The 12,861-nt window shown below is 48.4% G+C and carries 15 protein-coding genes; 2 read left to right on the top strand and 13 right to left on the bottom strand.

The window, feature by feature from the left end:
* Nucleotides 1–17: 17 nt before the first annotated feature.
* On the top strand, nt 18–752 hold the full coding sequence (locus ACHKAR_RS17880; RefSeq protein WP_395418803.1) for a copper homeostasis protein CutC: 735 nt from the start codon (nt 18–20) through the stop codon (nt 750–752).
* A gap of 15 nt (nt 753–767) precedes the next feature.
* On the opposite strand, the gene ACHKAR_RS17875 is transcribed toward ACHKAR_RS17880, so the two are convergent.
* The 7 genes from ACHKAR_RS17875 to ACHKAR_RS17845 all read right to left on the bottom strand — a co-directional run bounded on the left by ACHKAR_RS17875 (nt 768) and on the right by ACHKAR_RS17845 (nt 6,683).
* On the bottom strand, nt 768–2,600 hold the full coding sequence (locus ACHKAR_RS17875; protein ID WP_395418802.1) for a methyl-accepting chemotaxis protein: 1,833 nt from the start codon (nt 2,598–2,600) through the stop codon (nt 768–770).
* 282 nt (nt 2,601–2,882) lie between these two features.
* Nucleotides 2,883–3,317: a hypothetical protein gene (locus ACHKAR_RS17870; protein ID WP_395418801.1), complete on the bottom strand. Its 435-nt coding sequence runs from the start codon at nt 3,315–3,317 to the stop codon at nt 2,883–2,885.
* An 85-nt stretch (nt 3,318–3,402) separates the two neighbouring features.
* Entirely contained in the window at nt 3,403–3,879 is a 477-nt protein-coding gene (locus ACHKAR_RS17865) for a peptide-methionine (S)-S-oxide reductase (RefSeq protein ID WP_395418800.1), read from the bottom strand.
* A gap of 4 nt (nt 3,880–3,883) precedes the next feature.
* On the bottom strand, nt 3,884–4,717 hold the full coding sequence (gene ygiD / locus ACHKAR_RS17860) for a 4,5-DOPA-extradiol-dioxygenase (RefSeq protein ID WP_159582646.1): 834 nt from the start codon (nt 4,715–4,717) through the stop codon (nt 3,884–3,886).
* 112 nt (nt 4,718–4,829) lie between these two features.
* The gene (locus tag ACHKAR_RS17855) at nt 4,830–5,372 is read right to left on the bottom strand and encodes a hypothetical protein (protein ID WP_395418799.1); all 543 of its coding nucleotides are present in this window, start codon (nt 5,370–5,372) and stop codon (nt 4,830–4,832) included.
* 87 nt (nt 5,373–5,459) lie between these two features.
* Nucleotides 5,460–5,993, bottom strand: coding sequence for an inosine/xanthosine triphosphatase (gene yjjX, locus ACHKAR_RS17850; RefSeq protein ID WP_395418798.1), 534 nt, complete (start codon nt 5,991–5,993; stop codon nt 5,460–5,462).
* Between the two features lie 57 nt (nt 5,994–6,050).
* The gene (locus ACHKAR_RS17845; protein ID WP_395418797.1) at nt 6,051–6,683 is read right to left on the bottom strand and encodes a hypothetical protein; all 633 of its coding nucleotides are present in this window, start codon (nt 6,681–6,683) and stop codon (nt 6,051–6,053) included.
* Between the two features lie 136 nt (nt 6,684–6,819).
* Between ACHKAR_RS17845 and ACHKAR_RS17840 the strand changes: the two genes are divergently transcribed.
* On the top strand, nt 6,820–7,713 hold the full coding sequence (locus ACHKAR_RS17840) for an EamA family transporter (RefSeq protein ID WP_395418796.1): 894 nt from the start codon (nt 6,820–6,822) through the stop codon (nt 7,711–7,713).
* A 1-nt stretch (nt 7,714) separates the two neighbouring features.
* Here the strand turns inward: ACHKAR_RS17840 and ACHKAR_RS17835 are convergent, their stop codons facing one another.
* From ACHKAR_RS17835 to ACHKAR_RS17810, 6 genes are all read right to left on the bottom strand, one after another.
* Nucleotides 7,715–8,764: a polysaccharide deacetylase family protein gene (locus ACHKAR_RS17835; protein ID WP_395418795.1), complete on the bottom strand. Its 1,050-nt coding sequence runs from the start codon at nt 8,762–8,764 to the stop codon at nt 7,715–7,717.
* Nucleotides 8,764–9,582 carry a glucosaminidase domain-containing protein gene (locus ACHKAR_RS17830; protein WP_395418794.1) on the bottom strand — a complete coding sequence of 273 codons (819 nt, stop codon included), beginning with the start codon at nt 9,580–9,582 and terminating at the stop codon, nt 8,764–8,766. The genes ACHKAR_RS17835 and ACHKAR_RS17830 overlap by 1 nt, the downstream gene beginning before the upstream one ends.
* Before the next feature lie 48 nt (nt 9,583–9,630).
* Nucleotides 9,631–10,212 carry a hypothetical protein gene (locus ACHKAR_RS17825; RefSeq protein WP_395418793.1) on the bottom strand — a complete coding sequence of 194 codons (582 nt, stop codon included), beginning with the start codon at nt 10,210–10,212 and terminating at the stop codon, nt 9,631–9,633.
* 98 nt (nt 10,213–10,310) lie between these two features.
* The gene (locus ACHKAR_RS17820) at nt 10,311–11,321 is read right to left on the bottom strand and encodes a hypothetical protein (RefSeq protein WP_159582654.1); all 1,011 of its coding nucleotides are present in this window, start codon (nt 11,319–11,321) and stop codon (nt 10,311–10,313) included.
* A gap of 55 nt (nt 11,322–11,376) precedes the next feature.
* Nucleotides 11,377–12,240, bottom strand: a complete 864-nt coding sequence (locus ACHKAR_RS17815) for a hypothetical protein (protein ID WP_395418792.1) — start codon at nt 12,238–12,240, stop codon at nt 11,377–11,379.
* Nucleotides 12,241–12,281: 41 nt separating this feature from the next.
* A complete protein-coding gene (locus tag ACHKAR_RS17810) occupies nt 12,282–12,761 on the bottom strand; it encodes a hypothetical protein (protein WP_395418791.1) in 480 nt (159 codons plus the stop codon).
* Nucleotides 12,762–12,861: the final 100 nt, after the last annotated feature.

Genomic DNA, 12,861 nt, shown 5'->3' with positions numbered 1-12,861 from the left:
ATGGTATCAAGAGACTAATGAAAACCATCATCGAGGTATGTATTGATTCGATAGAATCTGCCATCAACGCTGAGGCTGGTGGGGCTGATCGGGTGGAGCTTTGTGATAACCTGGCAGAGGGGGGGACTACGCCAAGTGCAGGACTCATCAGAGCAGTGAGCGCACAGATAGGTATCGGACTCCAGGTGATGATCAGGCCAAGAGGCGGAGATTTTTTGTATTCATCTGCAGAGATAGAGGCCATGAAATACGACATTCAGGTGGCCAAAGACCTAAAGGCTGATGGGGTAGTGTTTGGCTGCCTTACCAGAGAAGGCGATGTGGACCTGGAGCGTATGGCCGAGTTGATGGCCGTCGCCAGACCTATGAACGTGACATTTCACCGTGCATTCGATATGGTACAGGATCCGATGAGGGCACTGGACATGCTGATAAGCTTAGGGGTGGACAGGGTGCTGACCTCAGGGTTGCAGCCTACTGCACCGGAGGGGGCGGACGTGATTGCCAAGCTGGTCAGCCACGCAAGGTCCAGGATCATCATACTCGCTGGAGGCGGAGTACGACCTCATAATATTCAGCATCTCATCGAACAGACCGGGGTGCGAGAGTGTCATGTATCAGGCCGCACTATCTTGGAGAGCAAAATGACCTACCAGAACCCTGGAGTAATGATGGGAGGCACTACCCACCCTTCGGAGTACGAACGCCTGGTGGTGGATAGTGCCGTGATTAGATCCTTTCGGTCCGCCTAGCAAAAGACCAGTTGGTCAACCTTCTTTTTGATCCAGTTCTTCGTATTCCAATTCGCCATCCGTGTCGACCAATGAATCCAACAACACCGATTCCTTTTCCTGATTCGGTGCAATGTCCAACGCATGATGCTGACCTGAGAGTTTGAGGATACTTACTCCTGCTTTGAGGGATTCGGCCACCTCGGCGAGTTTCTGTATTTTCTGATTGTAGACTTCCATCCCGGTAGATAGCTCAGCCGCAGAGCTGGCAATTTGTTCAGTGCCGGCGGCTGTTTCTTCGGCGATGACTACAATTCCCTCTGTGATGTTCACCACGTTGTTGATATCCAGAATCTGATTTTGTGTGGCATTTAGAATCTCCTCGGAGATTTCAAGGTTTAGATGCGAGGAATCATGGATTACCTTGAAAGAATCCGCGGCTGCCCGTGAGGTAGTTTCGCCGCTTTTTACGCTCGTGCTCATCTGTGCCATGGCATCCGATGCCTTGAGGGTGTCATTTTGCACATCCATTACCAGCGCTTCGATTTCCCGTGCAGATTTTTTGGAGTCTTCAGCGAGTTTTCTGATTTCCTCAGCCACTACAGCAAACCCCCTGCCGGCATCCCCAGCCTGTGCGGCCTCTATGGCAGCATTGAGTGCCAGCAAATTCGTTTGTGAGGAGATTTCCGTGATCACGCCCAATACCCTGGAGATTTCGCGAGAGCGCTCAGTGAGCACCTTGATGGAATCGTTGGTCTTATCTGAGAATCCGGCGATCTGTCCCATGTTGGCCACTACTTCATCAATCATCACATTGCCTTTTTTACTGTTTTCTGCCACCATTTTGGCGGCATTATGAATGGTCTCGGCCTTATGACCCATTTCTTTCGAAGAGTTCAAAATGCCTTCCATGAGACTTGAAGCATCATCCACTTTATTCACCTGGAGGTGTGCTCCATTGCTCATCTCGGCTATAGAGGAGGCGATTTCATTGGTATTGGAGCTCATTTCTTCACCCGATACCCGCATGTCGCTGGAGGATTCTTCAATAATCGTGGCGTTTTGTGCTACCTGACTCAACAGCGCATCAATATTGCTTAGGGCAGAATTCAGGCTTTGAGTCATTTCTAAAATGTCGCCTTTGGCCTGATCGTCATAGCGGTTGGTAAGGTCACCATTGGCCAGGGCATTGATGATGGTGTTGAATCTGAGCAGTGGCATCGAAAAGGAGACTAACAGACTGTTCAGCGCTTCCCCGAGTTCCCTCCAGGCTCCTTCTTTGCCGGTGGTTTCTATTCTGGCTTCTAACTTACCTTCTTCGGTGGCTTGCCTTACCACAGCCTTGGAGTCGTCGATGACGGCCTTTAGGTTATCCCTCATTTTGATCAGGGAGTTTCCCAGAAGATCATTTTCACCAGCGGAGATAAATTCTACCTCCAGGTTTCCGTTGCCAATTTCCGAAGCAAACACTGATACATGGTCTATCCGCTGAAGGTAGGCATGCAGCTGCCGGAACAACCCGCCCGTTTCAGCGTCTTTTTCCAAAGCGCTAGAGTTCTCAATGGCCATGCTGCCAGTAGAGATGGCGTTGAGATAGCCACTCATTTCCCGAAAGGGCTTTCGCACAACGCGTATAATCGCCAAAAGCGCAATCACACCAAACCCGCATCCAAGGGGAATGGTCAGGAACAAATACTGGATTCCAAAAACACCAACGAGCATTGTGATCAGGGCAATGGCACAAGTGAAGACAATCAAAACCACCCCTATCCAATACAGGAATGATTGTTTTAACAAGATGTAGTTGGCTCCAAACAAAATACTCCCTGCAGCCAGGATGGCCAGGGTAAAGATTAAGAAGTCATTCATGAATAGCTGGACTAAATAGTGAGTAATGAGTATTGATTAAAATGTACTAACTGTTCTAACCAGAAAAAATACACAATTAGATTTTAAAACAAGAGCGTTAGATGAAATAAAGTGGGGTTGTTACGGAACTGGTCGAATATTGGTCCCTATCTATAGGTTCTCCAAATAGAAACGGGCATGCCCATGTGAGCATGCGTCTGGTCTCTGATGTTCAGGAAAAACTCAAAGAGATCAACGCCAGGAAAATTCTCTACCGAGCTCTGAAGGAGGCAAATAGCTGATCTACCTCAGCCAGCCTTTGCGGATTCCAAAGTTGGAAAACCAGACCAGAAAGAAACCAAAAAGGATAATCAGCACAGGCATGATGGCGGCCCCGGGTCCGTACACATCCATGGCTTTGGCTATGAACAAACTGTGAATCATCTGAGCGATCACTGCCACCAGTGAAACGATCAGGATCGATCGGGACCAGGCTTTGCGGAGGAGGAGGCCCAGCGACCCGATGGCGCCACCGAATACCGCCACGAAAAATGCGACCTTCGTCCAGTTGGGGTAGTTGGCATACAAATCCTGCTCTGCCTGAGGGAGCGCTTGCAGGGCCTCTTCCGACATCATCATATTTTGGATGAAGGAGCCTACTCCCATAAGGTTCCAAATGAGCATGATCACAGCCACGACCCAGAACCAGGCAGGGACTTTTATTTCTTGATTTTCCATTTTTTTAAAGGTTGGTTGGGTTGAGGGAATCTTCCTTCAATTTACCAGAAAAGTAGCATTATTGAAAATCAACCTTCACATGATTTCAAGTGAGGTAGGAGGAGAACTCACTGGTGATTTGCCTGATTTTGGGATCAATATAGGTTTTACAAAAAGGCTTTTCAGGGTTTTTGAAATAGTAATCAAGGTATTGCTCACTATTCAATCGAAAGACATCAAGCGGCAATATTTGAGTGATCAGGGGTTGCTGAAAGTGAGACTGAAGGGTTGCCAGGGAGGCTCTCGCAGCCTGGGCATCGGATTCATTGATTGTATAGATTGCCGACCGATATTTGTGCCGCATGGTGTGATGAGATGTGGAAGAATGGGTGAGCAAATGGATATGGATGATTATCTCCAAAGGGATCCGCTCATGGTCAAACTGTAGCTTGATGGCTTCTGAAAAAGTCTCATCAGGTACTACTGAGGAGATCCAGCCCTGCGCTACGGAAGATACTCCCCTGAGCCGAGCAAAAATGGCTTCTGTACACCAGTGGCATCCTCCGCCAAGCCCGAGTGTCATTAGGCTACCCAATTTTCACGGAAGTCATGGTGAGTGATCCAGCCACGTACTGATCATTGAAGATTTCCACCTCCTCCTTCTGATCCTGTAGGGCCAGGGCATAAAGGAGGGGATAATAATGATCCGGAGTAGGGATGGCCAGCTTGGCAGCTGGCCCCAGTTCCGTATAATTGATCAGCCTGGAATGCTCCTTTGAGTAGATGTAGGTTTTGAATTTTTCATTCATTTCCTGTGCCCAATCGAACCCATAATTGGGCACTTCGAAATGCTGCCAGTCTACCATGCGCAGGTTATGCACCATGTTGCCGCTGCCCAAAATAAGAACCCCCTTTTTGCGAAGAGCAGAGAGCTCTTGCGCCAGTTGATAATGATAGCCTGGTGGCTGATGGTAGTCAATGCTGAGCTGCAGTACCGGGATGTTGGCTTCCGGATACATGCGCTTCACCACCGACCAGCAGCCATGGTCCAGTCCCCAATCATGATCCAGTCCCACGTTGGTAGATTGAATGAGTTTGCTGGTTTCTGCAGCCAAAGCGGGATCACCAGGCGCTGGATACTGTACCTGAAAAAGCTCCTGTGGAAACCCTCCGAAATCGTGAATGGTTTTAGGGTGGTTCATGGCAGTGACATGTGTACCCCGCGTAAGCCAGTGTGCGGAGATACAAAGCACAGCTGCAGGCTGGGTGATCTCTTTGGCAATGCTTTCCCACTTTCTGGTGAATTCATTGTCTTCAATGCCATTCATCGGAGACCCATGGCCCATGAAGAGTACTGGCATTTTTTTATCCTGCACGGGCAGGTCATTCGTCATTTTGGCAAAAGACTTGAGTGATGACATGGCAAATAGACTGCTTAACGATCGGTAAATAAACTCTTTCCTATTCATCGGTAATAGAGATGAAACAGTGGAGAACCTACAAATAGTTTACAAGAAGTGAAAGAAGAGAAGTTTATTTTCGATCCAGGTATTGGGGAGTTCCTATGAAAGTACCCTCCAGCTTGCGACCGTTTTCCATCAGGATGTCATATTTCATGCGGTACACCCCCTTGCTGGTGATCACTATGGTGATGGTGCCGTTTTCGCCGAAGATGGCTTCTTCCAATGACCTGCCAAACTGTACGCGTCGGAATACAAATTCTCCTTCGGCTTCTGAGAGTTTGCGATTGCCCAAAGCTGTAAAAGTGCCTTCCTGAAACCCCTCTTTGCCCGGAGAGAAAAATTCCGTGAAAAGATAGCAGTCAAAATCCTCGCTAAGGGTAAAATAGGTCTCACCCAATGCATTCTGGTTTTCTTCGAAAACGGATGTTTCTCCAATGATGGTAAAATCCATGTTATAATGCTTGCCTGAGTGAGCACCCCAGTCCTCCTGAAGTACCCCGGACAGGGCATAATCCCTGCTGCCATATTGTACCAGGGAGAGTTCTTCCTCATACTCAAAGCAGGAAGTAAACAACAGGGAGGAGAGCAAAAGGCAGGTGTAGAGAATCTTCATGTGTTCAATAGAAACAACCGGTTTCTCTAAGATACTTATTCTCAGCTAACTTTTTTAAGCTTTCATGTATTGTGCCCGGCCATTCTGTTAATGAATGGGGTAGATCTCGGGGTTTTTGAAGGGGACCAGTGCCAGCATCACGGCCTGCACATAGTACTCCGTGCGCCCAAGTACGCCACCGGTGAGTGACCCTACTGCGCCACCTTTTTGTTTAGAGTTTTTTTCGCCAAATACCTGATCGTTGGCATGCCCCAGTTCAATGCCTTGGTGGATCAGCTCCGTGACTTTGGGGGGAAGGTGGAAAGTGCTGGTACGCGACTGTCCCATTTGGTTTTGGGAGAGAATGACCACCCAGGCAAAGGCGATGAGCCCCTGTGGAGTTTCATCAAGGCCGCCTTCTATGCCCACCCAGTAGTCGGCATCAGGCTGCTCATGGCGGGCGTTCCGTGCCCGGTTGGCCGCTCCCTGCAGTGTTTCTTCATCAGTCATGGGCTGGTCTGATACACCCGAAGGCACACTGAGTCCGGTAACGGAGAGTTCACCTTTCGGGAATATTTGCCGGAACCCCTCCTGCGTGGCATTGATTTTTACTGGGTTTTTAGAAGCAACAACTACCTGCATCTGTTTTGATCGATTGGTTGGTAGCGAAGATAAATATTTGCAGTGTTCGGCCGAAGTTTATGGCACCCGAAAGCCCAGGCCAACACTGAACAGGTTATTGACTTTGAGCTCATCGTTGTATTGGCCGACAAAAAAGGAATACTCTGGCATAATAGCGAACCGGTTGCCAAGCTTTAATCCCACAGAGTTGCCTGCTCCCAGTCCGGAGTTGTTGTGTGATCTTTCCTGGCTATTCCTTAGATCGAGGTAGTAGAAAACCCTGGGGTTGAGATAAAGCGTCAGTTTTTGACTGGAGGAGTGAAAGCTAAAATAGGCCGGGAAATGAAGGGCCACTCCCTCATCATCTGCGGTGACGGCTGAGAGCCCAATGCCCAGGGCGCTGTTGAAATTGGGTGACTGTGTGGCCAACTGTTTTTTGATATCGCCCATGATCAGGGTGCTACCCCAATTGGTAAAGTTGGCTTTCAGACCGATGTCCACACTGTCTTCCAGCCCTACCCGCAACGCCAGGTCCACAAAACTCTCTTCTCCCAGGTAATTATATCCAAGGCCTGCCGTACCTGATACTTTGCCTTGAGGTAATGTTCTGGCGGTTTGGAAACTCGAATAGGAGGCGCAGTTAATGAGTAATCCTGACGAACAGATGGTCAGCGCAAAGAGAACAGCGGTCAGGTACCTTTTAGGTCTCATGGTCCAGGGGGTTGTAGTTCATTAAAGTTAGAGATTCCTGATAAATATTGAAAAGAACTGTTTTGAGGATGATTGATAAGCACGCGCGTGGAGTTGTCTTTCTCTAACTTTGTCGCCACCAAATGACCGATACACCATGTGGCTCATCCTGGCTTTTGCCTCAGCATTTTTTCTTGGTTTTTATGACATTTTCAAAAAGATTTCGCTCAATGAGAATGCTGTGATTCCGACGCTTTTCTTTTCTACAGTGATGGCTTCAGTGATCATGCTCGTATTGGTAGTGGTGTCAGCCATGGGATACCTCACGCCTGATCAGCTAATGTATGTGCCGCCAGTGAGTGGAGGTGATCATCTGAGGATTATCCTGAAGACGGTGATTGTACTCAGCAGCTGGATTTTTACCTTTTTCGCGATGAAAAACCTGCCGCTGACCATTCTTGCTCCCATTCGTTCCACGGGGCCCCTTTGGACTATGCTTGGAGCTTTTGTGATTTTCTCCGAAAGGCTAAATTTCTTTCAGCTCGCCGGGGTGCTGGTAATTTTTGTCTTTTTCTATCTCTTTTCCACCGCCGGAAAGCTCGAGGGTATTTCTTTCCGAAGCAATAAATTCATTTGGTTTCTGATCGCGGGTACACTTTTGGGCACTTGCAGTGCCTTGTACGATCGGTACCTGCTCCGTCAGACAGATGTGATGGCTGTCCAGGCCTACTTTACCTTTTACCAGACATTGTTATTGGTGCCTGTACTTCTCCTGCTCTGGTATCCGGGACGTGCCAAAACCACGACTTTTCAATGGCGATGGAGTATTCCCTTTATTGGTATTTTTCTGTTGATCGGTGACTACCTCTATTTTTATAGCATATCACTACCCGATTCACTCATCTCGGTCATCAGTCTGGTGCGTCGGTCGAATGTGCTCATCGTTTTCCTCTTTGGGGCCATTTTCTATCAGGAGAAAAACATCAGGAAGAAGGGAATCTACCTCGCTGGGATACTGCTGGGTCTGTTGCTTCTGATTTTGGGAAGATAGGTTATTTCACACTTGGGTCTATCCACAAGTGACTGTACCAATACCATTGACCATTCTTATCCGGTACGGTGACCGTGTAGAGTGTCCTGCGCCGGGTGAGTTTTCCTGCTGATGTTAATTTTAGGGTGGTTTCACCTTCTTTCTCAGTTATAGTCATCTGGCACTCACCTCCCTGAATGAAGCACTGGAGCTGATTGATTTGTAATGCACCCGTAACAAACTGCAGGGTCAGTTCCGGGCGGTGATGCTCAGGCATCATGAAGGAGGTCGGAGTTTCTTCTTTCGGGACAAGGGCATTCATGCGGGCCTTTGAGGAAAACTTGTCCAGCGCGGCATAAGATTCAGACATAGGGAATCGGGGACACCGCATCAAGTTGCTCTGAGCGGAAATCACCCCGGAATTTTGTGCCGCTGCCGCCTTAAATCCCGCATTGCGAATGATCGCTTCCATTTTAGGATCCAGCTCTCCATAGGGGTAGGCGAATGTGGTGGGCGTGAGGCCCAGCTGCTCCTTGATGATCTTTTGACTCAGCCGGATTTCGTCATCGAAGGTTTTATAGCGGCTGTTTTCGGGCAGATTGAGAAAATAGGCGTGGCTGTGGGTGTGATTGCCAATCTCGATTTTTCGATTGCCGGCATCTTTGAGTTCGGACCAGCTCATGTAGTCCCCACCACCTACCGTTTCGGTATTGATAAAGACTGTGGCAGGGTATCCGTATTTTTCCAACAGGGGAAGACCATTGGTATGAAAGCTTTTATAACCATCGTCGATCGTGATCACAGCCGTTTTGCGATTTTCCTGATTGGATTGTAGGTAATCAATGGCATCTGCAAAGGTCAAGACCTGATAATCATGATCCCTGAGGTATTGGAGGTGGGCTTCAAAATCTGCCAGTGAAATGTTGGTGGAAGGGTATCTGTCATCACCAAAGCGGTGATAGACGAAACAAACCACCTCTTTATGGTCTGTGGCCACTGAGCTTGTTGGGTTGCTAAATAAGCTAAATAATAAGCTTAGCATGAGCAGAATAGGTCCGGAAAGAGCTGTCATCAGGGAAGCGTTTTGGGGATAAAATAAGCCGGGTCCAGTTGGTGCCTGTCATACTGTGTGAGCTCATTTTGCCGGATGATGGTCTGGAGTTGTTCCACGTACTCATCGCGTCGCTCGGAGTAATATCGGAGATGGGGCACCAGTGTGGCGACTTCACTGGTGGTTTTGCGGGCTTCCCGGAAGTGTCTGTAGGCGCGTGCCCTGGCCACGGTTTCAAAATAGTCCACAATGGATTCTGAAATATTGTCATACTTTCTCAAATAGATGCGGGTCCCGTTTCTGCTTTTTCCCGCTGCTATTCGTGGCTCTGAGGTATTGTAGGACCAGATTCCAAAGAGGTTATTGGCTTCCTGGAAAAACCTCGATGATCCCCAGCCACTTTCCACTATGGCCTGTGCCAATACGATGCTGTTTGGGTGTGTCTGCATCTTATCCAAAAGCGATGAGATGTTTTTCGCCCTGAAGCGCTCGGTCTGTGTGCGGTAGAGAGCGGAGTCTGTCGGGGTCCATTTCTTTTTCCGGGTCAGGGCCATGACCTCCGTACGCACACTGTCAATTTTGAATTTGGCAATGAGGATGGCGGGTAGTACCGCCCCTATAAATTTCGCCTTGGATTCTTCCACTGGGAGTTCCTCAAAATGAGGGAGGTTGTGATAGAGCATCGGCCTCACCAGTGTGTCGTCGATGACCAGGATGTCATCTGCATGCTGTACCGTCACTTGAGTGGGAGAGAGCACCATGACCATTTGGGGTTCACTGCAGCTTAGAAGTCCCGCTAGTGCGATAAGGGCAATCAGACGAAAATATGGGCGTTGCATGAGGCTAGTAAACTCAATTATGTTGGATAAGGTTTTGTTAAGGCTGGATCAGGAGGGCATGTTGGCAGCCCTCCATTCCTCCGATGAAGTACGAATATCCTGGGGGTTGGCGAGTGTTTTCTGAAGTTTTTCCATTCCACGCTCCAGGCTCTTGCTGATCATAGGATGTGTGATGGGTTCATTCTCTTCCATGCCCATTTGCTCCATGAGTCGGAGTATCCGCTCTGCTCCGAAGACTTCAAACAGTGGCTCGTCCATACCAATGTAGTAGGTGATTTGGCCACTGGCTTTGTGCTGAAATGCCTCCTCCACCAGCGCGTTGACCCGGGACAATGGATGCACCTCTATGCACACAATCTCTGAGGAGTCAAGCAAAGGAAGCTTGCCCAGATCATAAGCCTTGATCAGCGTGATGTCCGCTCCTGAAGAGCTTCCGGGTTCGGATATCGTTAGTTCAAGGGCTTCACAAAGCTGACGAACTTCTTTACCCGTTTGCTCAAAAAAGTAAGTCACGAGTCTTCTGTCGCCTTGATTTTTGAAAGCCGTCATTACATTCCGGTATTTGGCCATTTTAGACTTGTAAGCGATGTACTTTTTAGTCGGACCTTTGGGTTTTCTGGAGAAAAACATCGTCGTTATTTTTTGCAAAATAAAAAACCCTGACGGAAAACCGTCAGGGCAAACTATGCACCTTTCACTTGACCATTGAAAGATGGATAATTGGAAAGTTATTTGATGGCATTGTCGTAGAAGGCTTCCAGGGCCAGATCAATATATCCGTTGATGGCTTTGGTAGTGGCCTCTACATATTTCTGCTGGTCGCAGGCGGCGGTGTTGGTGACCTGATCTTTGGTATTGGTCACAAATACGATCCCATAATAGGCAGGGGTGCTTTTGGCCGCAGAGAATTCTTTGAATTTTTCATCTTTGAAAACCCCTTCGAGGGCTATGGGTTTTTTGAGATCTGCTGCCAGGTAGGCATCTGCCGCAGCTCCGGGACCACTCCCGGCGGTGAACTTCACCTGAGAGTTTTCAAATAGATTTGCGAGCCCGTCAGAGCCAGCTGCGCTGCCCAGCTCAAAGTTGGTTTTAGCTTTGACAGAGGAAAAGCCCACCATATTGGAAGAATTGGTTTTCATTTCTATGAATGGGAAAGCAAACGTCGCTTCAATCACGATGGCATCCTCCAGCTCTTTGGAGATACGTGGGGTGCGGTCGATGAAGGTGGATTTTTCCCGACCTTTTCGCGTTTCCTTTTTTACCATATACTGGGTGCCAGTGGGGGTTACCGACACATAACCAGGCACATTGGCGTAGTTCACCTGGCCACCCTCTTTTATTTCCCAGTCTTCGTAAAATTCTATTTTAGACGCCTCAGCAGTGCTGATGATTTCGAACCCCTTAGACTTCAGATCCGCGACAAAACGGTTGTAGGTATCGTCCGTTACTTTTTGGAAATCGGGCACATCTACCCCGTCTACCGCTACGGTCATGGTAGTGGAGGTGCTGCCCTTGTATGAACCGCCACCAATAGTCGATCCACCCGTGGATTTGGCAGTGGCTGAAGCGATTACATGGAAGTAGACCCTGAAGTTGGCGATGTAGACCTTTCTGGGAGCTTTCTTGAGTTTTTTCTCACCGTACCCTGAGATTTTCACCTCTTTTTCGGTGACCGATTGAGCCAGAGCTGATCCGCAGATCATAGCAAGGATGGCCACAGTTAGAATGATTTTTTTCATGTCAATAAATTTTTTTGAAAAGTGCATATGAATGATTGAATTGTAGATTCAGAGGTTATCGGTTGTTCATGAAGGCAAAACCCCAGGACATGTTGAATAAAAACCCGGTGAGCGGGCGCTTGCCCAGTTCTGCTGTGAAAACGGAATTACTTAGAAATTTATAGTCGCCATCATGTGGGCTCACATACCACTGAAAACCCAATCGCCAGCCTATGGCACCGTCTGGCTTTAATCCTTGGTTAGCTGCTGCGTCTCCCAGGGTGGAGACCGGCAGCACTAGCAGGTCTGCATAGACTCTGGTGAATCCTGCGCCGATGCGCTCTACATCATTGTTGATCTTGGTTTTCACATAGGCCTGAGAGGTCCACTGTCCGCCCAGGTAGGCGCCTGTGAGCAACACGAAGGAAGAAGCATTGCCAGCCAGGCTCTCTGCTCCGGTTTTGCGCATATACAGTCCGCTGCGTCCTCCCAGTTCGTTTCGGTACTGGCCGTCTGGTATTTTGATGGACTTGGTTTCCTCTACGTTGTAGGATCGGCCATCCTTATAGACCGTACCGGCATAGGGGTTATAACTCAGGACTATCGGCACCTCCTTCTTTTTGATCTTGGAGGTAAGTGGAAGAAACCCGCCTGCCTCCAGCAGGAATGAGGGGCCTGATCCGCTTATTTGGTAGAGGTCCAATCTGGCGACTCCTTCCATCGTGATGGCTTCCGTCAGACCCATCCGGGTATTGGCACCCAGAAAAAAGGATAGGTTAGTAGAATTGGACTCCATGCCGTACTCCGGGGCGATAAACTTGGTGTATACTTTATCCGGATTGTCTTCCAGCACCTGATAGGTGACCTGCTGCGCTTTCAGTGTGACTACCGCGAGTAGCAGAATCAATATTGTGAGTATTTTCTTTGTTTGGGCGATCATGTAAGTGACAGTTTGAATGAATTGGGAAGAGTGTATTTCTATCAATAAATGGTGGACTCGAACTGACCATTCGTAGCTGAAATGGTGGCGCTGGCATCTCCGGCATCTATTGCGTCGAATGAAAAAGTGCCTTTGATGAACGTTTCGTCATATTTGGTTACTGTGACCACTCCAGTAGTAGCACTGTAGTAGTTTGAGCCATCACCAAGGTTGAAATTGATTTGCACTTCGGCGCCTGTCCTGGCTACGGTGTGCTCCCCGATCATATTGTCGATTTGGGTCATGTCCATCATGATCCAGATATTATTTTCCTCCAGATCAGAGGCCTTCACAATAAAAAGCCCTGCATGAGTATAAGCCGTGAGGGTGTCGTCCTCAAAGTTCATGGTGCTGGTCCCTGAGATGTCGACCGTAAGCATGCCTTTTTGATCTACTACTTTGACATCATCAGGATCCTCTGAGCAGGAAAGTAGCGCAAGCGTTAGCAAACAGAGGGAGAGAAGTTGGATGGGATTTTTCATTGATTTTTTAATACAAATCTCTGAATGAAGCCAGAAGGAATCCATCCGTATGGGAACGTAAAATGCATACCCTGAGCAGGGTATTTTTGAGGATAACAGG

The sequence above is a fragment of the Marinoscillum luteum genome (assembly GCF_044005705.1).
GTDB lineage: Bacteria > Bacteroidota > Bacteroidia > Cytophagales > Cyclobacteriaceae > Marinoscillum > Marinoscillum luteum.
This window is presented reverse-complemented; position numbering and strand designations above follow the sequence as displayed.

Bases quoted from the DNA above. Each gene is read 5' to 3' on its own strand.
- ACHKAR_RS17820 (WP_159582654.1), bottom strand. From the start codon at position 11,321: ATGAAAAAAATCATTCTAACTGTGGCCATCCTTGCTATGATCTGCGGA.
- ACHKAR_RS17840 (WP_395418796.1), top strand. From the start codon at position 6,820: ATGTGGCTCATCCTGGCTTTTGCCTCAGCATTTTTTCTTGGTTTTTAT.
- ygiD (WP_159582646.1), bottom strand. From the start codon at position 4,717: ATGTCATCACTCAAGTCTTTTGCCAAAATGACGAATGACCTGCCCGTG.
- ACHKAR_RS17870 (WP_395418801.1), bottom strand. From the start codon at position 3,317: ATGGAAAATCAAGAAATAAAAGTCCCTGCCTGGTTCTGGGTCGTGGCT.
- ACHKAR_RS17875 (WP_395418802.1), bottom strand. From the start codon at position 2,600: ATGAATGACTTCTTAATCTTTACCCTGGCCATCCTGGCTGCAGGGAGT.
- ACHKAR_RS17810 (WP_395418791.1), bottom strand. From the start codon at position 12,761: ATGAAAAATCCCATCCAACTTCTCTCCCTCTGTTTGCTAACGCTTGCG.
- ACHKAR_RS17880 (WP_395418803.1), top strand. From the start codon at position 18: ATGAAAACCATCATCGAGGTATGTATTGATTCGATAGAATCTGCCATC.
- ACHKAR_RS17865 (WP_395418800.1), bottom strand. From the start codon at position 3,879: ATGACACTCGGGCTTGGCGGAGGATGCCACTGGTGTACAGAAGCCATT.
- ACHKAR_RS17830 (WP_395418794.1), bottom strand. From the start codon at position 9,582: ATGCAACGCCCATATTTTCGTCTGATTGCCCTTATCGCACTAGCGGGA.
- ACHKAR_RS17835 (WP_395418795.1), bottom strand. From the start codon at position 8,764: ATGACAGCTCTTTCCGGACCTATTCTGCTCATGCTAAGCTTATTATTT.
- ACHKAR_RS17855 (WP_395418799.1), bottom strand. From the start codon at position 5,372: ATGAAGATTCTCTACACCTGCCTTTTGCTCTCCTCCCTGTTGTTTACT.
- ACHKAR_RS17825 (WP_395418793.1), bottom strand. From the start codon at position 10,212: ATGTTTTTCTCCAGAAAACCCAAAGGTCCGACTAAAAAGTACATCGCT.
- yjjX (WP_395418798.1), bottom strand. From the start codon at position 5,993: ATGCAGGTAGTTGTTGCTTCTAAAAACCCAGTAAAAATCAATGCCACG.
- ACHKAR_RS17815 (WP_395418792.1), bottom strand. From the start codon at position 12,240: ATGATCGCCCAAACAAAGAAAATACTCACAATATTGATTCTGCTACTC.
- ACHKAR_RS17845 (WP_395418797.1), bottom strand. From the start codon at position 6,683: ATGAGACCTAAAAGGTACCTGACCGCTGTTCTCTTTGCGCTGACCATC.